A 21,804-nucleotide genomic window follows, 5' to 3' on the forward strand; every position below is an offset into this window, starting at 1 on the left:
CTACAAGGTTGGCGACGATATCGGCATGATGCCGATCATCGACGTTGCCAATGTCGCCTGTGGTTTTCATGCCTCCGATCCGGATCACATGCACGCCGCCGTCCGCAGCGCCAAGGCGAGTGGCGTAAAGATCGGTGCCCACCCAGGCTTGCCCGACATTCAGGGTTTCGGCCGGCGCGAGATGCGGATGACCCGCGAAGAAGTCAGGAACACCATCATTTACCAGGTGGGAGCCCTTGCCGGCTTCCTCAAGGCCGAGGGTGTGCAACTCCACCACATCAAGCCGCATGGCAGCCTCTACTTCATGGCCATGCAGCAGGAGGCAATCGCCCATGGCGTGTGCGACGCGGCAGAGGTTTTCGGCGTACCCCTCTTCGGCATGACGGGCACCCTGCATGAGAAGATCTATCAAGAGCGCGGTATCCCATTCGTCGCCGAGTTCTATGCCGATCTCGACTACGATGCCTCCGGCAAGCTGATCTTGACACGCGTTCATGACGCTAAGGACCCCGCAGAGATGGCCGAGCGGTGCGTACGCGCCATCAAAGAGGGCGAGGGCACGGCAGAGGACGGCAGTTTCTTCCCCGTACGCTGCGAAACCATTTGCGTGCATTCCGATACGCCGAACGCCATCGAAATAGCCAAGGCCGTGCGCACCGCAATCGCTCCCTGGCACTGAACTCGACCGAACCCGCCCGCGCGGGCGGTTCCAAATTAGTCTGTCCGCAGTTTTCCGGAGCTTTTTATGGCCCAGATTCTTTCGCCTCTTCCCGGCACTTTTTATCGCAGCGCTTCGCCAGACCAGCCGCCCTACAAGGCGGATGGCGACGCGGTGTCCGCCGGAGACGTAATCGGTCTCATCGAAGTGATGAAGTCGTTCCACGAAGTGAGGGCCGAGACGGCCGGTACGAACATCCGCTTCCTTGCCGACAATGAGGACCCCATCATGGCCGGCGCACCTATTGCGGATCTCGACTGATGCTGAAAAAGCTTCTGGTTGCCAACCGGGGCGAGATAGCGGTCAGGATCATCCGGGCCGCGCAAGATTTGGGGATCGCCACCGTGGCGGTGTATTCGGCCGCAGACGCCGAGTCGCTCCACGTCCAGCTTGCGGACGAAGCGGTCAACATCGGCCCACCAGCCGCAAAGAAGTCCTATCTCAATGTCGAAGCGATTCTGACGGCTGCCCGCGACACCGGTTGCGACAGCGTTCATCCAGGCTATGGGTTCCTTGCCGAGAATGCCGCGTTTGCCGACGCGGTCACAGGCGCTGGATTGGTCTTCGTCGGCCCGTCGGGAGATGCAATCCGGATGATGGGAGACAAGGTCTCGGCGCGATCGGCCGCTGCCGCTGCAGGTGTCCCTGTGGTGCCTGGCTCGGCTGGTCGGGTCGAGGGCCTCAAGGCTGGCCACGAGGTGCTGGCCGCAACCGGTTTTCCGGTGATGATCAAGGCGGCGGCAGGCGGCGGCGGGCGGGGCATCCGCATCGCGAACTCGCTCGCCGAGTTCGAACAAGCCTTTCCTCAGGCCGAAGCAGAAGCCCTCGCCGCCTTTGGCGACGGTGGTCTCTACATGGAAAAGGTGATCGGCAAGGCCCGCCATATCGAGGTGCAGGTGCTGGCAGACGGAAGCGATGCCATCCACTGCTACGAGCGGGAGTGCTCGCTGCAGCGGCGACGCCAAAAAGTTTGGGAGGAGGCGCCGTCGCGCGCACTTTCAGACAGGCTGCGCGAAGAGCTCTGCGCTTCGGCGGTCGCTTTGGCCAAGGCGGTCAAATACTCTGGTGCCGGCACGGTAGAGTATCTTTATGACGATGAAGCAGACCGCTTTTACTTCATCGAGATGAACACCCGTATCCAGGTCGAGCACCCGGTCACCGAAGCGATCACCGGCATCGACCTCGTTGCGGACATGCTTCGCATCGCCGGCGGCGAGAAGCTGCGGATTCGGCAAGGCGATGTCTCCGTCAAGGGGCATGCGATCGAAGTCCGGCTCAATGCCGAAGACCCGGCGAAGGAGTTCGCGCCATTCCCCGGGCAGGTGGCCGAGCTTCGCATTCCCGGCGGTCCGGGCGTACGCTTCGATTCGATGCTCTACCAAGGCTATCAAGTACCGCCCTTTTATGACTCGCTGCTTGCCAAGCTGATCGTGCATGCAGAGACGCGCGAGGCGGCGATAGTGCGCCTGATCCGCGCGCTCAATGAGCTGAAGATCGGCGGGCTCAAGACCACCAAGCCGCTGTTTCTTGCGCTGGCCGCCGATCCGGCGGTGCGGGCGGGAGACGTGCATACCCGCTGGCTGGAAGGCTGGCTCATCGAAAACGCCGCAGCACTGGCGGGTTAAGGAGGGACCGATGTCGATACGATTCAACTTCGGCGGTGACGAACATATCTTCGGCGAGGTGTCCGAAGAAATGTCGCTCACCTCCTTCTTTACCGGCCTTTCGATGACCAACGCGGTGCGTACGGCAGGCATCCGAGGCGTCACCGAGATCTGCCCAGCCAACGCCAGCTTCCAGATTCGCTTCAACCCCGACATCGTCAAGCCGCAGGATTTGCTCAGCGAACTGAAGTCGATGGAAGAGGCGGCCTCGAAGACGGACCCGGTGCTGAAGACCCGGATCATCGAACTGCCGGTTTATTTCCAGGATCCATGGACGCGTGAAACCTGCTTGCGCTTCCGCGAGCGCCACCAGGACCCCTCCTCCACGGATCTTGAATATTCGGCACGCATCAATGGCTACGCCACGGTGGAAGAGTTTATCGCGGCCTATTCCGGCCAGCCCTGGTTCGTATCGATGGTCGGCTTCGTCGCCGGACTGCCCTTCCTGTACCAGATGGTTGAGCGCAAGAAACAAATTCAAGCGCCGAAATACTTGCGTCCACGCACCGACACTCCCAAGCTCACCATTGGCCATGGCGGCTGCTTTGCAGCGATCTATTCGGTACGCGGCGCTGGCGGCTACCAGATGTATGGCATAACCCCGGCCCCGATCTACGACCCGACCAGGAAGGTGCGCTACCTCGCCGATGACATGTGCCTGTTCAAGCCAGGCGACATCGTCAAGTTCAAGGCCATTGGCCGCGATGACTACGACGCCACGCTTGAGGAAATCGAAGCCAATCGGTGGCAGCCGACGGTTCGCGAGTGCACCTTCAGCCTGAAGGATTTCAACAGCGACATTTACGGCACCAATGCAAAGCTGATGGAGCTTATCAATGGCCGTTAAGGTAATCTCTCCCGGCCTCTCCACTTCCGTGCAGGATCTTGGCCGACCAGGCCACTATCATGTCGGCATTCCAGAAGGCGGCGGCATGGACCGCTTTGCGACACGCATCGCAAACCTGCTTGTCGGCAACGACCCGGGTGCCGCGGTGCTCGAAGCCACTTTCATGGGCCCCGAACTCGAATTCACCCAATCCGCGGTCGTCGCCGTCACGGGTGGAGAGCTCCCACCCAAACTCAATGGGGAGGAACGGCCGACCTGGGAAAGTTTTCCGGTGAAGGCCGGTGACCGGCTTTCCTTCGGCTTCCTCAAGGGCGGCGCGCGCGCTTATCTGGCCGTCTCCGGCGGCATCGACGTACCCGTGGTTCTCGGTTCGCGCTCGACTTACATTCTGGGCGCACTCGGCGGCCATCAGGGCCGCACGCTGAAGGCGGGTGATGAGCTTCCTCTCGGCGAAGGTTCCGGCAAAGCCGGTCTTTCACTGCCTGCAAATCTGCGCCGTGCACGCAATAGTCCGGCGGAACTCAGAATGCTTCCCGGCATGTACTGGCATCGGATCACTGAAGCTGCCGGCAATCGGTTCTTTGAGGAAACCTGGAAGGTCGCACCCGAAGCCGACCGCATCGGCTATCGCTTCCGGGGCGGGACGCCACTGGAGTTCGTCGAGCGCGAGCAGCCTTTCGGTGCGGGCTCCGACCCCTCGAACATCGTCGATGCCTGCTATCCCTACGGATCTGTCCAGGTGCCGAGTGGCACGGAGCCGATCGTTCTTCACCGGGACGCGGTTTCGGGTGGCGGGTACATGATGCTGGGCGTGGTGATATCGGCCGACATGGACCTTATCGCCCAACTCCAGCCGCACACCCCGGCGCGCTTCGTTCCGGTGACGCTGGAAGACGCGCTTGCCGCGCGAACCGAACAGCGCGCCGCGCTGGCGCGTGCTGAAGGGCATCTGGCCGGCTGACGTCAGCCGGGAAAATGCCGGCGGAGGAGCCGGAGGCGAGGAGATCGGCCGGCCAAAACCGACCGTGCGTGGCGGAAGACAAAATCCGGTGCGCGAAACGACAAGACGACGCCGGGCAACGGCGTGAATTTGGCACCCGAGCAGTCCGCTAGAGACCGCCGGAACCGACAGGGGAAGACATTTGCAACGTGACTGGCCGCAAGGCCGGATGCTTTGCGCCTTTCCGTCGGTAGAAAGAAGGAAAGGGTCATGAGTCATCTGAGCGCGGAGAACGTCTCGGTATCGTTTGCGGGGCTGAAGGCCCTGTCATCGGTAGACCTCCAAATTACGCCCGGCCGCATCAGTGGCCTCATCGGCCCGAATGGCGCTGGCAAGACCACGCTCGTCAACGTGCTGACCGGCTTCCAGGCACCGACGGAAGGCACCATCAAGCTCGACGGGGCGGCACTCACGGGTCTCAAGCCGCATCAGGTCCGGCGGCGCGGCATCGCCCGCACCTTCCAGGGTGGGCGGCTCTTCCGCGACCTGCCTGTGCTGGACAATTTGGAGGTGACCGGCGTTGGCCTGGGAATGAGCCGGCGCGCTGCCATCGCCGAAGCGGAAGCGATGCTCGACTGGATAGGCATCGGTGCGCTGGGCACCCGCATCGCCGGAACGTTGCCATATACGGACGAGCGCCGCGTCGCCATTGGCCGCGCCCTGATGGGACGGCCCGCATACATCCTGCTCGACGAGCCCGCGGCTGGCATGAGCGCACTGGAGGCGCGGGAGCTTTCCGCCCTGATAAGACACATCGCCAGCGATCTCGGCTGCGGTGTCCTGCTCATCGAGCACAATGTCGGGCTGGTGCTCGGCCTTTGCCAGCATATCGTCGTGCTCGATTCCGGAGCGATCATCGAGGAAGGCCCGCCTGCCGCGATCCGCGACAGCGAGAAGGTGCGCCACGCCTATATGGGCACGGCCGCGAACACCGACCTGCCTGTGCTGGAGGTGATGGAATGAGCCTGCTCGCCCTTTCCGATATCACCATCCGCTACAGCCGTCTCACGGCGGTCCGCAATGTCTCCTTCTCCATGGACGAGGGAGAAATCCTGTTCATCACCGGCCCGAACGGAGCCGGGAAGTCTTCGCTGCTGCGCGCGATCGCCGGTGTTACGCCGGTGGCGGGCGGCCGGATCGACCTTGCAGGTCAGGAGATCACCGGCCAGGCGCCGGAGAACATCGCCCGGCTCGGATTCTCCATGGTGCCGGAGGGGCGCGATGTCTTCGGCTCGCTGACGACCGAAGAGAACCTTCTGGTCGGAACCGGCATGCACGCCCGCGAACGCGGCTGGCGCAGCCGAGCGGCCGACGAACTCGAAGCCGTCTACGCAACCTTCCCGATGCTGAAAGAGAGGCGGCATGGGCAGGCGGGATTGCTGTCCGGCGGGCAGCAGCAAATGCTGGTCATCGGACGCGCGCTGATGACCAATCCGCGGCTTGTAGCCATCGACGAGCCTTCACTTGGCCTCGCCCCCAACATCAACGACCAGGTCTACGAGCGGCTGATCGCGCTGCGTGCGCAGCGCCAGCTCACGCTCTTGATCGTTGAGCAGAGCTCGGCCCGCGCGATGATGGTGGGCGGGCGGATGATCCTGATGCGTGGCGGACAGATCGTGCTCGATGGCGATGCGCGGACGCTCGGCAATGGCGAGGCGATCCAGGCTGCCTATTTCGGCTACGAGGACCACTGAGATGCTCCAGATCCTGTTCGACGCACTCTCGCTTGGTTCGCTCTACGCGCTGGGCGCGCTTGGCATTGCCCTCATCTTCGGCGTGATGCGGCTGGTGAACTTCGCGCATGGCGACGTCATCGCCTTCTGCGTCTTCGCGCTGCTGTGGCCGTCAACCGACGCCATGGCCATCGTCTTCGCCGGCCAATTGCCGTGGTATCTGCTGGTCCCCTTCGTCCTCCTCTGCGGGGCCGGGCTGTCGGTGCTGTGCGAAATCGTCGTCTTCAGGCGGTTCCGCCAGGCAAATCCGGCAACCATGATGATCGCCTCCTTCGCGCTCGGTTTCGTCATTCGCTATTTCCTGCTCATGCTTTTCTCCAGTCGGCCGAAATCGATCTCGCTGCTGCCCGAACTGTCCCAGCCGGTGGAGATCCTTGGTGCCCGGCTTCCCCTCCTCCAGCTCATAACGATCGTCGCCACGATGGTCATCCTGATCGGCCTGACGCTGTTCCTGCGTCAAACCCGCTTCGGCCTGGAGATGCGGGCGGCGGCCGAGAACTTCTCGATGGCCCGCATGCTGGGTGTACGAGCGAACCGGGTCATCATGGGCGCGTTCGCCCTCTCCGGCGCGTTGGCCGCCGCCATTGCACTGATCTTTGGCGCCCAGACAGGCACGCTGGACATCCAGATGGGCGCCTCGATCATGTTGATGGCCTTCATCGCCACCGTCATTGGCGGCCTCGGCAGCCTTGGGGGGGCCGTGCTCGCCGGCTTCCTGCTGGGTGCCGCCTCGGTGATCATGCAGGTCATGCTGCCCATCGACGCCCGGCCATTCCGTGATGCCTTTGTCTACGGAGCGGTCATCCTCGTCCTCCTCTTCCGCCCACAGGGACTTATTGCCGCGCGCGGCACCAAGGAAAGGGTCTGATTTCATGGGTGTCGCCGCCTCCCTCACCAACTCTACCGCTGCCGGTGCCCCGGCTGCCGAGCGAAAGCCCGCCCGCTTCGCGCTTGCCCGCCGCACAATCCTGACGCCGGTCCTGCTTTCTCTGCTGCTGCTGGCCATCGCGCTGATCACGGTGATGACCGGATCGCGGCCCTTCAACCAGACGGTGATCGACGTGTTCGTCCGTGTCATCCTCGTCGTGGGCCTATACATCTTTATCGGAAATTCGGGCGTTCTCAGCTTCGGGCATATCGGCTTCACCTGCCTTGGCGCCTACGCGGCCGCGTGGCTCACCATCAATCCGATGATGAAACGCGGCTCGCTGCCGGGACTGCCCGAATGGCTGCTGGCGACCCGATTGCCGTACTGGCAATCGGCCGTGCTGGCGGCATTGTTCGCCGCCCTCGCCGCTCTCATCTTCGGGCGGGTGCTGATGCGATTATCGGGCATCGCGGCTTCGATCGCGACCTTCGCGATGCTCGCCATGATCAACACAATTTATTCCAACTGGGAGAGCGTGACCGGAGCGACCTCATCGGTCGTCGGCATTCCGATCGTGCGCGTGATCTGGCCGTATCTCATCGGCGCCGTGGTCGCAATCTTCATCGCCTGGGCGCACGCGATCTCCCGGTCCGGCCTGGCCCTTCGTGCTGCCCGCGACGAGCCCACCGCCGCCGCGGCTTCCGGTATAGACATTCCCAGGGAAAGACTGGTGGCGTTCGTCGTATCGGGCGCGGTGATGGGGCTGGGCGGTGCGCTCATGGCTCATTCCATCGGCGTGGTCACACCCGATACATTCTATCTCGGTCTCACCTTCATCACCCTTTCCATGCTCGTCGTCGGCGGCATGGGCAGCCTTTCGGGGGGGGTGGTGGGTGTCGTCCTGCTGTCCGCCCTCATCCAGGCGCTGCGCTGGCTGGAGGCAGGCGTATCGCTCGGCGAGTCCACTTTCGCCCTCCCGAAAGGGGTTCAGGAAATAGCCCTCGGCGTCATCATGATCGTGATCCTCGCGCTTCGCCCATCCGGACTCATGGGCAACCGCGAACTCACCTTACCTCGCAGCAGTCGCAACAAGTGACCGGCGGCACAAGCCCGACCGGAAAACAAAAAAGGAGACGTGCATGACATACAAAATGAGAATTGTCGCAACCGCTCTGGCCTCGATGTCCATCGCATACCCGGCCCTGGCCGATGACAAGACCATCGTCATCGGCTTCGCCACTGCGGAGTCGGGCTTCATGGAAGCCTATGACAAACCTGCGCAGGAAGCGGCCCTGATCCGCATCGACGAGATCAATGCGGCTGGCGGTCTGCTGGGAAAGCAGATCAAGGTCGTCAAGGCCGACACCAAGTCCGACCGGGCCGAAGGCGCCAAGGCGGGCCTCTCCGTGCTCGACCAGGGTGCCGATCTCGTGGTCGTCTCCTGCGACTACGACTTCGGATCGCCGGCTGCGCTCGCGGCCGAGGACGCGGGCCGTATCTCCTTCTTCCTGTGCGCGGAATCGGTCAAGGCCGGTATCCAGGGTGTCGGCCCGCACAGCTTCTCCGCGTCGGTGCTGGCGCCCGTGCAGGGCGCGACCATGGCCGAGTGGGCATTCAAGGAAAAGGGCGCAAAGGACTTCTATCGTCTGCTCGATACCTGGACGGCCTACAACAAGGGCATCTGCGACGGCTTCGACTGGATGATGCCGAAGCTCGAAGCCCAGGGCGCGAAGCTTGTCGGTGAAGACACCTTCAAGAACGAGGACGCCTCCATCGCCGCGCAGATCACCCGCATCAAGTCGCTGCCGAAGGAGCCGGATGCGATCATGCTTTGCACGATGATGCCGGGCGCTGTTTCGGCCATCAAGCAGCTTCGCGCCGCGGGCATCAACTCCATGATCCTGAATGGCTCCGGCGTCGACGGTAGCTATTGGCTCTCGGCTGTGCCCGATCTGACGAACTTCTACGTCCCCGTTCAGGGTTCGATCTATGGCGACGATCCCAATCCGGAAGTGCTGAAGTTCAATGCCACTTACAAGCAGAAGACAGGCGCCGATCCCTCGAGCCAGTATGTCTTTCCGGGTTACGTCATGGTCGACGTCTGGGCCAAGGCGGTGGAGCGTGCAGGCACGACGGATGCCGACGCCGTCGTCGCGGAACTGGAAAAGATGAAGAATGAGCCGACGCTGTTCGGGCCTCGTACCTTCACGCCGGAACTGCATCACCAGAACCAGACGCGGTACCTGATCGTCGAGACCAAGGCCGGCAAGCCGGGTGTTGTAGGCAACTGGACGATTTCCGAGCCGGTGCCGATGGAAGCCTTGCTCAAGTAGGAAAGATGGGCCGGATAAGTCCGGCCCTTCATATGCGAAAGGCCCGGTTCCTTTGGGACGACCGGCCCTTTCATCTTTTGAGGATCTTGCCTTTGGACAAAAAACGAGGGCGGCCCGCTTGGACCGCCCTCGTCGCCCGATGAATTCAGATTTTCGCTACCCTCGCGCTTTGCGGTAGGAATCCTTGAGCGCTATGAGCTCCCCCGAGAAAGCGAAGATATCGCAGCCGTCGACTTCGATTTTCTGCCCCGCTGCTGTGGTGCCGACGAAGCGCCATGATGAAAGCCCGGTGTCGCCCGTCACGACGTGGCGTCCGCTGGTCCACGCGGCTTTCGGGAAAGCGTCGAACAGCGCTGCATAGGCGGCGCGCACGGCGTCACGCCCCATATGCTTGCGCCCTTCGGCATCGGGTCCAGCCGAGCCGTGGAAAGCGCAAGTTTCAGCCATGCAATCCATCAGTGCGCCCACGTCGCGGGCGTTCCAGGCCGCGAGGAACCGGTCGAGCACGGCGAGCCGCCTGGCTGCGAGGTCGCCGGCCTCAACGACCTCGACCTCCAGAAAGGCGAGCGGCGCATCGCCGGCATTGATGACGTTGTGTGCCACACCCGTCCGCCGCGAATAGGGCACACCTTGGGTGAGAGCGGCTTGCGACTGCGCGCCGTCCGGGCCTTCGAGACCGAGCTTGCCGTCCGTAAGCGGCACGATGACGTAGTCATGTCCGTGGATGTGCCAGCCGGTCTCGGCCCCGGTGGCAAAGCGCCATTCGGTGACCCGAAAGCGTTCGTCGTCGATATGGACAACCGGTTCGGCTTTCATGCGGGTCATTCAAGTCCCTCCTTGGCGACCGCACCGGTCAGGCGCTCAAGCGTCCGGCCCATGCGCGTCATGATTTCCTTCACATCGTCTTCTGTCGAGATCATCGGCGGGCAGAGCGCGAGCTGATCGCCGATGGCGCGGAAGATGAGGCCTTCCTCGTGGCCGATCCCTGCTGCGATACTCCCTGCGCGCCCAACCTTGGTGAAAGGGCGTTTCGTCGCCTTGTCTGCCACCAGCTCCACGGCGCCGATAAGACCGGTGCCCCGCGCTTCGCCGACGAGCGGGTGATCGGCGAACGAGCGGATGCCGGCCTGGAACGACGTCTCAAGGCGGGCCGCGTTTCCGATCAGGTCCCGCTCCTCGAAAATGGCGAGGTTTTCGAGACCCACTGCCGTCGCGACCGGATGACCCGACGCCGTGAAGCCGTGGCCGAAATTGCCGATCGTTGCGGTGTTGTCGGCGATCGCCTGATAGATCGCATCGGAGAAAATGACGGCGGCAAGCGGCATATAAGACGACGTGATTTGCTTGGAGACCGTCATGATATCAGGCGTGAAGCCGTATTTCTGAGCGCCGAAGGGCGTACCAAGCCGCCCGAAACCACAGATCACCTCGTCTGCTATCAGAATGATATCATTTGCCCGGCAGATTTTCTCCACGCCTTCCCAGTAACCGACCGGTGGTGGCAGAACGCCGCCGGCTGCCATGAGCGGCTCTCCTATGAAGGCTGCGATGGTGTCAGCCCCTTCTTCCGCGATCACCGCTTCCAGCTCGGCGAGCAGGCGCGCCGTGAAGGCGGCTTCGTCTTCGCCTTCCATGCCGAATCGATAGAAGTGCGGGCAGGTCAGGTGGCGAACGGGAATCGCCGGAAGATCGAAGTCGCGGTGGTTGACCGGCAGGCCTGTCAGGCTGCCGGAGGCGACGGTGATGCCGTGATAGCCCTTGGTCCGAGCCAGGAATTTCTTCTTTTTGGGCCGGCCCAGCGCGTTGTTCATGAACCACATCATCTTGACGATGGTGTCGTTGGCTTCCGAGCCCGACGACGTGAAGAAGACACGCGTCAGGTTTTCCGGCGTCATCTCCACGAGTTTCTCCGCGAGCCGGATGGATGGCTCATGCGCCTTGGAGGAGAAGGTGTGGTAGTAGGGCAGCTTCAGCATTTGCTGATAGGCAGCGTCGGCCAACCGCTTTTCCGAAAAGCCGACGCCCACCGACCACAGCCCAGCGAGCCCTTCGATGTATTCCTTGCCGCGCTCGTCATACACGCGGATGCCGTCGCCGCGGCTGATGATCAGCGGCCCGGTTTCTTCGTGCTGACGCAGGTTGGTGTAGGGGTGCATTGTGGTGGCGATGTCGGCGGCGGCGAGAGAGTTGGAAAGCGCATCCATGGAAGTCCTCAGCGGCTTGGGGAAATGGTTCGGGCAGTGAGTTCGAGATAGTCCTCGATCCCGTGCGTGGAGCTTTCACGATTCGGGAGAATGAATCATGGCAGGCCATTGGAATGCGTGTCGATGATCCGCCGCATCAGCGCGGCGACGTCACGCGCATTCGGCGGATCGGAGTGGATGCAGACGGTGTCGAAGTCGACCGGGCGGATCGTGCCGTCCGTCGTGACGAGTTCGTGTCGGCTAAGCGCCCCCACCATGCGGTGCTCGGCAAGCGTCAGGTCGATGGCCGACTGGACGCGCGGGATGATCAGGCTGCCGCCGGGAGCGTAGGCAAGATCGGGAAAGAACTCGCCCACGAAGGCAACGCCGAGTTCGGCTGCCGCCGTCTCGTGACAGGTTCCCGCCATGCCGAAGAGAGGGACGCCGAACGGCTTGACCGCCGCGGCAATTGCCCGGGCAGTGTCCACGTCGTGAGCGGCCATGCCGTAAATGATGCCATGCGGCTTGACATGGCTGAGTTGCCCGCCCTCGGCGGCCAACATCCCTGTCAGAGCACCGATTTGGTAGAGGAACGCGGCTGTAAGTTCCTCCGGCTGAAGTTTCATTTCGCGCCGGCCGAACCCCTCACGATCGGGAAGGGAGGGATGCGCGCCGACCCGCTTGCCATGCGAAAGCGCGAGGCGCACGGTCTTCAGCATCGTCCATGGATCGGAGGCGTGGAAGCCGCAGGCGATGTTGGCGCAATCGATATGAGGCATGATGCCGGCATCGTCGCCGAAGCGCCAGTTGCCGTAGCTTTCGCCCATGTCGCAGTTCAGGGTGACCATGGTTTGCTTGCCTCAGCCCAGAGTGTTCGACGCCCAGCCGGGGGCGATGTGCGGGAATTCCGGCGGTGGTTCGCGCTCATGCAGCAGTCGAAGCACGCGCGGCGGCGTCAGTGGCAGCTGCCGCACCGGCTTGCCGATGGCGCGTGCCACAGCGCAGCCGATCGCCGCGCCCACGGCCAGGATCGGGACCTCGCCCGCGCCCTTGGTGCCTAGAGGCCCCATCGACGGTGCGCCCTCGTAGAGATCGGCGGCGACCGGAACCACGTCCTGCGCCAGCGGCAGGCGATAAGTCTCGAAATCGTCCTGCGCGATGCGTCCGTCGGCGGTGAGTGTCACCTCCTCATGCAACGCATAGCCCAGCCCCTGCACCACGCCGCCCTGTATCTGGCCCAGGATGGCGCGCGGGTTGAGCGCGCGGCCGACATCTTGAACCACGCGATAGGCCAGCACCTCGACATGGCCGGTGTCCGGATCAACCGCGACCTCGGCCTCGTGAACGACGAAGACGGGAATGTCGAGCGCATCAATGAAATGCCCCATGGCGCAGCCGGACATTGCCGGAGTGTTCCTGGCGGTAAAGGCTCCGCTTCCTGTGATCGGGCCGGTGGTTGCCTGCGCATGGGCGACGACAGCGGGGATCGACATGCCGGAACCGGGACGTCCCCTGATCTCGACACGACCGTCCCGCAGCACCAAGTCTTCCGGTCGGGTCTGTAGCATCTCGCCGGCGGTCCGCAGCAGCTTCTCCCGCACCTCCGCGCAGGCGGCGATGCTCGCGGCACCAATGGACACGGTGGTGCGCCCACCGCCAACGCCGACATCGAGACCGGCGGCATCCGTATCGGCTTCGCGCACGATCACCTGGTCGGGAGCAAGGCCGAGCTGCCCGGCCACGATCTGCGGCAGGGATTGCACCATCGTGCCGGATCCGATCTCCACACCCGAGGTGACCAGCGTTGCGCTACCGTCGGCGTTCAAATTCACCGTCGCCGCCGAAGGCCCGACGAAAACGAACCATGTGCCGACCGTGGTCGCAATTCCATAGAGCCTGCCGTCGGCCTTCGCTTCCGATGTGCCGGTACTGGCACGCAACGCCTCCATGCGATCGAGCATCGGACCCAGCACGTCGGCCTCGAAAACCTGGCCCGTGGCACCGAGATCGCCATCTCCCAGGACATTTTTCTTTCGGAACTCCATTGGGTCGAAGCCTAGCGCATCGCAGATTTCGTCGGTGTGTCGCTCCAGCGCGAAGGTGTTGTAGACGCCGTTGCAAGCGCGGAAAGCGCCGTTGGGTGGTGTGTTGGTGTATACAGCGCGGCTGACGAGCCGCGTTGCGCCAACCCTGTAATTGCCGCCCAGCGTGTGCGCCGTCATCGTCGTCAGAAAAACCTGTTCGCCTCCATACGCGCCGCAATCCATCAGCACGACCGCCTCGCGCCCGGCGATGTATCCTTCGGCGGTGACAGCGGACCGGATGCGGATTTCCGCATTCTCGCGGCAGAGGCAGGTGGCCATCTCTTCCTGCCGGGTGTTTTCCAGGACCACCGTGCGCCCGGTCATCCGCGCCAGAAGTGCCGTGATCGGCTCGATGGACGCATCGAATTTGAGGCCGAACCCGCCGCCGACAGGCGGCACGGTGACCCGCACACGCCCGGGCGCAAGCTGCATGACTCTTCCGGTGACGTTGCGCACTGTCCAAGGCACCTGCGTCGAGGTCTGGATGTGAGCACGGCCGTCCTCCCAGGAGCCGATGGCAACGCGCGGCTCGAAGGGCACATGGCTCTGCCGGCCGACGGTAAAGCTGCTCTCGACAATGCGTATGTCGGGACGGGCGAAGGCCGCATCGACGTCACCACGGCTGGATTTTGCCTCCCATGCGATGTTGCCGGCACGTGCACCGCCCTCGGTGATCACCTCATAGCCGCGCCAGCCCTCGTGGACGAGACGGGCGGCGGGCTGGAGCGCTTCGGCCATGGTGGACACCGGTGCCAGCGGCTCGACCTCGAGCACGATGACCGCAAGCGCCGCCCGCGCCTGCTTCTCCGTCTCGGCGGCGATGACGGCGATTGGCTCGCCGTGATAGCGGATGGTGTCTATGGCCAGAAGCGGATGGTCGGCAATGCCGATGCCGTAGAGCCCTGGCGCGTCGGCGCCGGTCGCCACCGCGCGCACACCAGGACAGCGAAGTGCCGCAGAAACATCGAGCTTGCGGATACGCCCCGCGGGAACGGTCGACCGCAGCAGCACGGCATGCAACATGTCGGGGCGAACCCGGTCGTTGGTGTATTTCGTCCGCCCGCGCAGCTTGTCCTGCGCATCGCGGCGGGGAAGATTCATCACCGTGGCGGACAGCTCAGACATGGATGCCTCCCACCGGCTGGCCAGCCTTCCGCGCTTGGTCAAGGCAGTCGGCCACGGCGTCGACGATCCGCTCATATCCGGTGCAGCGGCAGATGTTGCCGACCATCGCCGCCTTGATTTCGGGACGGCTCGCATGCGGATTGTCACGCACGAACGCCGAAAGGCTCATAACCATTCCCGGGAAACACATGCCGCATTGCACGGCATCGGCGGCCTCTAGATTGGCCTGGAGCGGGTGCAGCGCCTGGCTTCCGGAACTCAATCCCTCGATGGTCGTGACCGCGCATCCCTCGACCAGGCCAATCGGCTTCAGGCAGGACGGCACCGCTTCGTCGTCGACATGCACCGTGCACGCGCCGCAGAAGCCTTCGCGGCACACGGCTTTGGTCCCCGTCAGGAATCGTTCCCGCCGCAAGATGTCGACGAGCGGCGTCATCGGATCGCCGTGAAAGCTGCAATCCTCGCCATTCAGCTGGAATGTCACAACCATGCCACGCCCCCGGTCTTGAGAAGTGCGGCAACACCGCGCTTGACCAGCGGCGGAAGAACCTGGCGCCGGTACCAACCCTCCGCATCCTTGCCGCCGCGGCCCTGAAAATCATTGTGCTCCAGTGCAAGCCCGGCAGCGCGCTCCGGATCGAGCGCGGAGGCCGAGTCCGCCGCCATGGCTTGTTCGAACGCCGTCCAGCGCCGCGCTACCGACTCCACCGAGCCAACGGCGATGCGACATCGTTTGTCCTTGTCCACCGCAAGCGAGACGATGGCGACCGGGTAGTCGCCGGCTTTCCGAAGCGGCAGGCGGACATGCGCACTTGCGACAAGGTCGCGGCGCAGATGAATTCTCGTCACAATCGCTTCGGCCAGCAGCGTATGCCTGTCTTTGAGGAAATCCGAAATACCGATGAGTTTTGGGCCTTCGAACGTCTCCAGTTCCACCGTCGCCTCACAGACGAGAAGCGCAGGGGCGAGATCGGCGGCGGCAAAGTCGAGGGCACAAAGGTTGCCGCCCACGGTGGCGACCCTTCGGATGCCGGGATTGGCCGCATTCTCCGCCGCGGCAACCAGACCTTCGAAGCCCGCTGCCCCATGCAATGCGCGGCCAAGGACTGCGTGGGTAACAGCTGCACCGATCACGACATGGTCCGAGCTGATTTCGATCTTGGACAAGGCCGGTATTCGGTGGAGTGCGACCACCGCCTCGGGAAGGTCAACCCCGCGCTGGGGATCACGCATCATCCAGGTGCCACCGGCAAGCACCACCGCGCCTTGCCGGCGTGCGGCTATTGCCTCTTCAAGTGTGCTGGCCGCGGCGAACGATCGTTCCACGCCTGGTGCCATCTGTCATACCCCTCGGAAGCAGCCAACCTTCGCGGCGCTGCGACATTGTTGCTCCAGCTTTAGGTTCCTGTGAAATAGTAATTCTTTGAATATGGTATCGAAAAAACAGATAACTCGGGCATCCCGCGAGCGCCCGCAAGATTGCAGCGCGCTCGTGCGCTCAGCCCCAGTGGGCGACGGTCCGTTTCTCAAAACTCTCCCGGAACTGGGCGGTGGTTTTGGGAAGTAGTTCGCCAGTCTCCCAGTCGAGAATCACGGCATAGTGCCGAACCGCATCGAGCGTATCGATCTCGCCCGAGCGATATTTGCGCGCGACCTCCTCGGGATCCATGCGTGCCCAGCCCTTCCGTTTCGCCCGGATGTCGGCACGGCAGGCTTCGGTCGCCGTCTCGTCGATTTCGTATTGGCACAAGTCGCGGTCGATTTCGCGGATCACCACGCCGTAGTCAGTCCTGGCACGCCCCAGGGAAACGTAGTCGTCGATCACGTCCTCCATCACCTTGCGAGGCTCGCGCTGCAGTGGATCGCCGAAACCACCGCCGCCGGCCGTCGGACGAGCGAACTGGTCGCCTGTGTGGACGGAGTAATCGGAGAATACGGAGCCGAGCCAGATCTCGGTCTCTTCTCCGGCGCGCTTCATGGTCAAGCCGTGGGGCATCGACGGCAGGCCTCCTTCGACACCCCAGACGACAGCGCGCTCGCGGTCGCAAATATAGGACATGACGGCATTTTCAGCCTCAAGCAGCAACGAGGTCTTCTGCACGCCGACGCCGCCCCGCCATTTGCCGGGCCCGGCTGAATCCTGCTTGATCTGGAACTCGATCGTCCGAGTGGGATTGACCCGCTCGTTGCCTTCGTTCGGCTGCGACATCAGCCCGGTTCCGAAGCAGGCGGTGGTGACATCGGCACCATCCTTGCCGTTGCGCCCGCCCCAACCGCCGGGCAGCCATTCGTAGAACATGAAGATCGGCTTTTCGGGTTTGCGCGCGTCCCGCCCCCCGGCCAGCAGATATTCGAGGTTGAAGGCGCAGGCGATAGCGCGTTCGGGCATGATCTTCGACCACATCTCGAAGATCGCGTTCATGATCTTTTCGAACGGCATCAGGAACCCGGTCACCGCCACCGGCCATTCCGCGCTGACGATGCTGTTCTTTGGCGCGGTCACCTCGATCATCCGGTAAAACCCGCTGTTGAGCGGGAGGTCCGGAAAGAACGTCTTCATGCCGGCGACCACGGCCGAGAAGGTCGCGCCCGGCGCGGAATTGTACATCGAGGCAATGGTCGAATGGCTTCCCGTAAAGTCGTAGTGGATCGTGTCGCCCTTGATCGTCATCTTGATGCGGATCGGGATCATGCCCTCGCCGGCACCGAGATCCCGGTCGATGTAGTCGACCGTCTCCCAGGTACCGTCGGGCAGCTCCGCGAGACGCTTTCGCACGGCACGTTCGACGTAGTCCTGAACCTCTTCCATACCGCGCATGACCTGGCCGCGCCCGTACTTCTTGACCAGCCGCAGCAGTTCGCGCTCGGCCGCCTGCGTCGCCTGCGCCTGGGAATGGATGTCGCCAATGATCGATGCGGGATCGCGCGTGTTGGCCGCGATCATGTTGGCAACATCGGAACAGAAGCGGCCGCGCTGGAAAAGGCGCAGCGGCGTGATCCGCAGGCCTTCGCGGAACATGTCACGGGCGGTGACGTCGAAGGAACCCGGCACCGAGCCGCCAAGATCCGACCAGTGGCCGTTCGACTGTGAGAAGCCGATCAGTTTGTCTTCGTCGAAGATCGGCCGGACGAGCCGAACATCGCTGAAATGCGTACCGCCGGCATAGGGATCGTTGATTGCGTAGACGTCGCCGGGTGCCATATCGCCTTCGAAGACCCGGATCACCTCCTTGCATGTGTTGTGCAGTGTGCCGACATGGACCGCGATGTCGTAGTTGCCCTGGGCAACGGAGTTGCCATCGGCGTCGTGCAGGGCGTTCGAAAAGTCTCGGTTGTAGATGACGAAGGAATAGCAGGTGCGAAGCATCTGTTCGGCCATCTGGTCGACGGTGGTGATGAAGGAGTTCTTCAGTACCTCGAACGTTACCGGATCGAGGCTAGGGCTCGTTTCAATCAGCTTTGTCATGTCTCAGCCTTTCGTCACGATGAGAATGTTCAGGAAGCCGTCGACGGTCGCGCTCATTCCCGGCGGGACCACGGTGGTGGAATCGAACTGTTCGACGATGGCGGGCCCTGCAAAGGCAGCGCCGGCGCTGAGTTGGTCGCGTTCATAGACAGCCGCATCATGAGATACACCGTCGAACCAGACGCCGCGGCGGCCGAGCGGCTCGGGCACATGAGGCAAGACTTCGTGCCGCGGTATCTCGGCTTTCGGGACGATGCCGATCGCCTTGACCGCGATGCGGAAGATCGACACCGGCGCCTCTTCGCGGCGGTAGTTGAACTCGCGTTCATGCTCGTTGTGGAATGCCTCGATCAGCGAGCAGATGCTCTCGATGCGCGCCGGGGCTGACACCGCAAGCGAGCGCCACTGGCCCTGGTACATCATCTCGACCGTACGCTGCAGCGCCATGTCTTCCCGCGCCACGCCCTCATGGGTCAGACGCTCAACCGCCTGTTTTTCCATCAAAACAAAGGCTGTCTGCATCTCGGCGGGCGAGACCGTCGAAGCATCGGCCATGAAGCTTTCGGAGAAATCGTGCTGCACGTCGACGAGAAGGCAACCGAGGGCGGAGGTGACGCCGGGATTGGGCGGCACGATCACGGTTGGAATCGACAGCTCCTTGGCCACGGCTGCTCCGTGCAAAGCGCCTGCACCGCCGAATGCGACCAGCGCAAAGTCGCGCGGGTCATAGCCTCGGCTGATGGAGAGAAGCCGGACGGCATTGCCCATATTGGCGTTGGCGACGGCGATGATCGCCTCGGCCGCCTGGTGGAGTTCCATGCCGAAGGGTTCCGCCACCGTCTCCTGAACCGCCTGGGTGGCCAGGGCGGGGTCGAGCGTGATCTTGCCGCCCGCAAGGCTGGTGCCGAGACGGCCGAGCACGACATTGGCATCGGTATTGGTGGCAATGCGGTTGCCGTTCTTGTAGCAGGCCGGACCTGGAAAGGCGCCAGCGGACTGCGGTCCGTTGCGCAAGCTGCCGCCCTCGTCCTGCCATGCCAACGACCCGCCGCCCGCACCGATGGTCAGCACCTCGATGGAGGGAAAGCGGATCGGATATCCGAATTCGATGTACCAGTCTTTTGTGATGCGCGACTCCCCGTTCCAGGCCAGCGAGACGTCGGTGCTGGTACCGCCCATGTCGAAGCCGATCGAGTTCGGGTAGCCACAGAGATTTCCGATGAAGCGGCTTGCGATCGCGCCGGCGGCGATGCCCGATCCCGCGAGCCGGGCCGAGAAATCCTTGACGCTCGCGGGCGTCATGACCCCGCCACCGCTGTGCAGCAACAGGAGATCTCGTTTGTATCCGGCGGCCGCAAGCTTTTCTCCAAGACGCGACACGTAGTCGACGACGACCGGGGCACAGACAGCGTTCGCCATGGTGGTGGAAAAACGTTCGTGCTCGAAGATTTCCGGCATCACCTCCGAGGAGATCGAGACCGGCAGATCCGGCATTGCCTCCTTCAGGATATCACGCATGCGGCGCTCGTTGGCGCCGTTGACATAGGAGTTCATGAAGCAGACGGCGATCGACTTGACCTGCCGTTTCTTGAGAATCTCGGCGACACGGCGCGCGGCCTCTTCGTCCAGCGCTTCCAGGATCGTGCCCTCGGCACTGACCCGTTCCCGGACGGTCAGCCGGTCGCGGCGCGGGATATAGGGCTTGGCGACATCCTTGTAGGTGTCCCAGAGATCTTCCTTGTTGGCGCGACGGATCTCTACAACGTCACGAAAACCTTCGCTGCAGACCATTGCGATGCGCGGCAGGCGGCGGGTGATCAGCGCATTGGTGGCGACCGTCGTACCATGAGAGAACATCGTCACCTGCGAAAGATCGATGCGCCCCTGCTCCACGCCATTCATGATGGCCTGCATGGGATCGTCAGGCGTGGAGGCGGTCTTCTCGATGCGGATCGCTCCGCTATCTTCGTCCATGATGCAGATGTCGGTGAAGGTCCCTCCGACATCGACGGCAACTCTTATTCTGCTCATGACAGTTCCTTCGCAGGTCTTTGCGGGCAAGGCCCGGCTTTCGCCGCCCCTTTGCCGGGATGACGTCGTAAAACATGGTGGAATCCCGGATTTCGTCGGGTCTAGTGCCGCTGTCTTGAGGTCGAAGCGCGGCCTGCCCGGTTCGCTGCTTCGCGACGGGTATCCGTCGGTGCGCAGCCGAACCGCGTCCGGTAGTGCTTGCAGAACTGGGACTGGTCGGCAAAGCCCCAGCGGTAAGCGATCTCGGCAACGCTGCTGATGTTGGTCACCGACATCAGCTCCTCGGCGCAAAGTTCAAGCCGGGCGTCGCGGATGAAGCCGTTGATCGACTGGTTGCTGTCCTGAAAAAGAACCTGCAGGTAACGGAGCGAGATGCCGCAGGCATCGGCCACCGCCTGCGGGCCGAGGCCGGAATTCTTCAGGTTGTCGCGAATATACTGCTCGGCACGATGCAAATGGCCGGCCCGGATCGACGAGATGCTGCTGTCCAGCACGCGATCGTCGCTCACGATCGACAGGCACAGCATTTCCAGGATGTGCCTGCCCATCATCTCGCGAGCGACTTCAGTGATCTCATCGACATGGCCGATCGTGGTTCGCACCGTGTCGAGGAAGAGCGCGGCGACGCCTTGGGTTGCGTCGAAACTGAGCGCACTGAGCCGTTCGGCAGACCCGATCCGCGCCCGAACGCTCGATGACGGCACCTTCAGGACCCACAGCGCGTTTGGCTTGCCGTGCCAGAATTCGTAAGGCGCATCTCCCCTCTCAACGAGGAAGCCCCCCGGACTGCAATTGACGGTTCTCGACCCTTGCGAAAAATTCACCTCCGACATCTCCGGGATGGTGATGAGCAGGCTGGCGTCACGCTCGTTGAGGAAGTGGCGGCGATGGCGGCGATAGCTCACGGCATCGCAGCGCATTTTAGACACGCTGACGAGCCCGAGAGAGAAGGTTTCCAGCGTGCCTGAAAATTCGCGGCGGTTGCGATACTCGGTGTCGAGCGGAAAATAGGCTTCGGTAACAGCGGCTTGCCAGGCATCACCGCCTGCGGGACCGCCGATCGTATCGACGACGTATTTCATTCCCCGACCTTTCTGGTTGGCCCGGTTAGCCCGGTGTTGTTCCGAAGATTACAGGAATTCACCGGCGCGTATTGGTCAAAAACGAATAAACTTATGTGGTCGGCTAGCCCAGACCGGAGCTCGCGACCAGCCTTGGGCGCGCAAACCGCCAGCCGACTTGGAGCCATGCATTCTTTTCGCACACTCATTCAGGATAAGTTGCCGGCTTCCAGATGTGGGTGGAAATGATGTCCCGCAGTTCCGTGCGCACCGCACGGAAGAGTGGCAGCAGCGTGTAGCGGCGGAAAGCGACAATGTCCGCCTCTTCCTCAATCGAGAGCACCGTCGATCTCGGTTCCTTCGGACCAGTCGGCAGATCGGCGACCGAAGCTCGCCTCTTCCACTTCGCAACCGTCTTCTGGTTGATCCCGTAGCGCCTGGCCAGCCCCCCTCGGACTCTCTTGACTATGCTGTATCGCTCGACGGACCGCCTCTGTCGTTTTGGCGCTCCCATGCAGAACTTGGCCTATAGCGCATCCTTTGAGTCTGGAGACAAGGATGTTCCATAAAGCCGGGATCAAACATCTAGGATCATCAGATCCAGCACCAAAGAAACGGAGGGGTTGTCGGCACGGAACATGCAGACCATGAGCGACTGGTTGTCGGCTTGTCGGCTCGGGGTCTTCAGTCC

Annotated in this window: 19 protein-coding genes and 1 pseudogene; 10 read left to right on the forward strand and 10 right to left on the reverse strand. The window is 62.9% G+C overall.

Translation table 11 applies throughout. The features are described 5' to 3' along the window. The 10 genes from pxpA to EN943_RS10565 form a co-directional block, all read left to right on the forward strand. Window positions 1-679, forward strand: a 679-nt coding sequence (pxpA, locus tag EN943_RS10520; RefSeq protein ID WP_127412553.1) for a 5-oxoprolinase subunit PxpA, incomplete at its 5' end; no start/stop codon positions are given. A gap of 66 nt (window positions 680-745) precedes the next feature. After that, window positions 746-979 carry an acetyl-CoA carboxylase gene (locus tag EN943_RS10525; RefSeq protein WP_027036285.1) on the forward strand — a complete coding sequence of 78 codons (234 nt, stop codon included), beginning with the start codon at window positions 746-748 and terminating at the stop codon, window positions 977-979. Further along, window positions 979-2,343: an acetyl-CoA carboxylase biotin carboxylase subunit gene (locus EN943_RS10530; RefSeq protein WP_127412554.1), complete on the forward strand. Its 1,365-nt coding sequence runs from the start codon at window positions 979-981 to the stop codon at window positions 2,341-2,343. Before EN943_RS10525 ends, EN943_RS10530 begins: the two co-directional genes overlap by 1 nt. Window positions 2,344-2,353: 10 nt before the next feature. Beyond that, window positions 2,354-3,229 (forward strand): carboxyltransferase domain-containing protein, encoded by an 876-nt coding sequence (locus EN943_RS10535; RefSeq protein WP_127412555.1) that lies wholly within the window; start codon window positions 2,354-2,356, stop codon window positions 3,227-3,229. Then, complete coding sequence (locus tag EN943_RS10540; protein ID WP_127412556.1) at window positions 3,219-4,190, forward strand: biotin-dependent carboxyltransferase family protein; 972 nt, start codon at window positions 3,219-3,221, stop codon at window positions 4,188-4,190. The genes EN943_RS10535 and EN943_RS10540 overlap by 11 nt, the downstream gene beginning before the upstream one ends. 249 nt (window positions 4,191-4,439) lie before the next feature. Next, window positions 4,440-5,192 (forward strand): ABC transporter ATP-binding protein, encoded by a 753-nt coding sequence (locus tag EN943_RS10545; protein WP_127412557.1) that lies wholly within the window; start codon window positions 4,440-4,442, stop codon window positions 5,190-5,192. Beyond that, window positions 5,189-5,923, forward strand: coding sequence for an ABC transporter ATP-binding protein (locus EN943_RS10550; RefSeq protein WP_127412558.1), 735 nt, complete (start codon window positions 5,189-5,191; stop codon window positions 5,921-5,923). Before EN943_RS10545 ends, EN943_RS10550 begins: the two co-directional genes overlap by 4 nt. Before the next feature lies 1 nt (window position 5,924). After that, complete coding sequence (locus tag EN943_RS10555) at window positions 5,925-6,830, forward strand: branched-chain amino acid ABC transporter permease (protein WP_027036291.1); 906 nt, start codon at window positions 5,925-5,927, stop codon at window positions 6,828-6,830. Between the two features lie 4 nt (window positions 6,831-6,834). Continuing rightward, window positions 6,835-7,926, forward strand: coding sequence for a branched-chain amino acid ABC transporter permease (locus EN943_RS10560; RefSeq protein ID WP_127412559.1), 1,092 nt, complete (start codon window positions 6,835-6,837; stop codon window positions 7,924-7,926). Window positions 7,927-7,969: 43 nt separating this feature from the next. Then, entirely contained in the window at window positions 7,970-9,163 is a 1,194-nt protein-coding gene (locus EN943_RS10565) for an ABC transporter substrate-binding protein (RefSeq protein ID WP_127412560.1), read from the forward strand. 156 nt (window positions 9,164-9,319) lie between these two features. On the opposite strand, the gene EN943_RS38795 is transcribed toward EN943_RS10565, so the two are convergent. The 10 genes and pseudogenes from EN943_RS38795 to EN943_RS10615 form a co-directional block, all read right to left on the reverse strand. Beyond that, window positions 9,320-9,988 (reverse strand): nuclear transport factor 2 family protein, encoded by a 669-nt coding sequence (locus EN943_RS38795; protein ID WP_127412561.1) that lies wholly within the window; start codon window positions 9,986-9,988, stop codon window positions 9,320-9,322. After that, window positions 9,985-11,367 (reverse strand): aspartate aminotransferase family protein, encoded by a 1,383-nt coding sequence (locus tag EN943_RS10575; protein ID WP_127412562.1) that lies wholly within the window; start codon window positions 11,365-11,367, stop codon window positions 9,985-9,987. Before EN943_RS10575 ends, EN943_RS38795 begins: the two co-directional genes overlap by 4 nt. 95 nt (window positions 11,368-11,462) lie before the next feature. Next, window positions 11,463-12,194 carry a LamB/YcsF family protein gene (locus tag EN943_RS10580; RefSeq protein WP_127412563.1) on the reverse strand — a complete coding sequence of 244 codons (732 nt, stop codon included), beginning with the start codon at window positions 12,192-12,194 and terminating at the stop codon, window positions 11,463-11,465. Between the two features lie 12 nt (window positions 12,195-12,206). Further along, on the reverse strand, window positions 12,207-14,555 hold the full coding sequence (locus EN943_RS10585; protein ID WP_127412564.1) for a xanthine dehydrogenase family protein molybdopterin-binding subunit: 2,349 nt from the start codon (window positions 14,553-14,555) through the stop codon (window positions 12,207-12,209). After that, a complete protein-coding gene (locus EN943_RS10590) occupies window positions 14,548-15,045 on the reverse strand; it encodes a (2Fe-2S)-binding protein (RefSeq protein ID WP_127412565.1) in 498 nt (165 codons plus the stop codon). Before EN943_RS10590 ends, EN943_RS10585 begins: the two co-directional genes overlap by 8 nt. Next, window positions 15,036-15,893 (reverse strand): FAD binding domain-containing protein, encoded by an 858-nt coding sequence (locus tag EN943_RS10595; protein WP_127412566.1) that lies wholly within the window; start codon window positions 15,891-15,893, stop codon window positions 15,036-15,038. Before EN943_RS10595 ends, EN943_RS10590 begins: the two co-directional genes overlap by 10 nt. Before the next feature lie 160 nt (window positions 15,894-16,053). Beyond that, window positions 16,054-18,021 carry a hydantoinase B/oxoprolinase family protein gene (locus EN943_RS10600; RefSeq protein ID WP_127412567.1) on the reverse strand — a complete coding sequence of 656 codons (1,968 nt, stop codon included), beginning with the start codon at window positions 18,019-18,021 and terminating at the stop codon, window positions 16,054-16,056. Between the two features lie 3 nt (window positions 18,022-18,024). Then, window positions 18,025-20,052 (reverse strand): hydantoinase/oxoprolinase family protein, encoded by a 2,028-nt coding sequence (locus EN943_RS10605; RefSeq protein ID WP_127412568.1) that lies wholly within the window; start codon window positions 20,050-20,052, stop codon window positions 18,025-18,027. A gap of 101 nt (window positions 20,053-20,153) precedes the next feature. Beyond that, complete coding sequence (locus tag EN943_RS10610) at window positions 20,154-21,134, reverse strand: helix-turn-helix domain-containing protein (RefSeq protein ID WP_127412569.1); 981 nt, start codon at window positions 21,132-21,134, stop codon at window positions 20,154-20,156. A 259-nt stretch (window positions 21,135-21,393) separates the two neighbouring features. Beyond that, window positions 21,394-21,643: pseudogene (locus EN943_RS10615) on the reverse strand (IS481 family transposase); the annotation flags it as partial. Between the last annotated feature and the right edge of the window lie 161 nt (window positions 21,644-21,804).

The sequence above is a fragment of the Mesorhizobium sp. M7A.F.Ca.US.006.01.1.1 genome (genome assembly GCF_003997935.1).
Classification (GTDB): Bacteria; Pseudomonadota; Alphaproteobacteria; order Rhizobiales; family Rhizobiaceae; genus Mesorhizobium.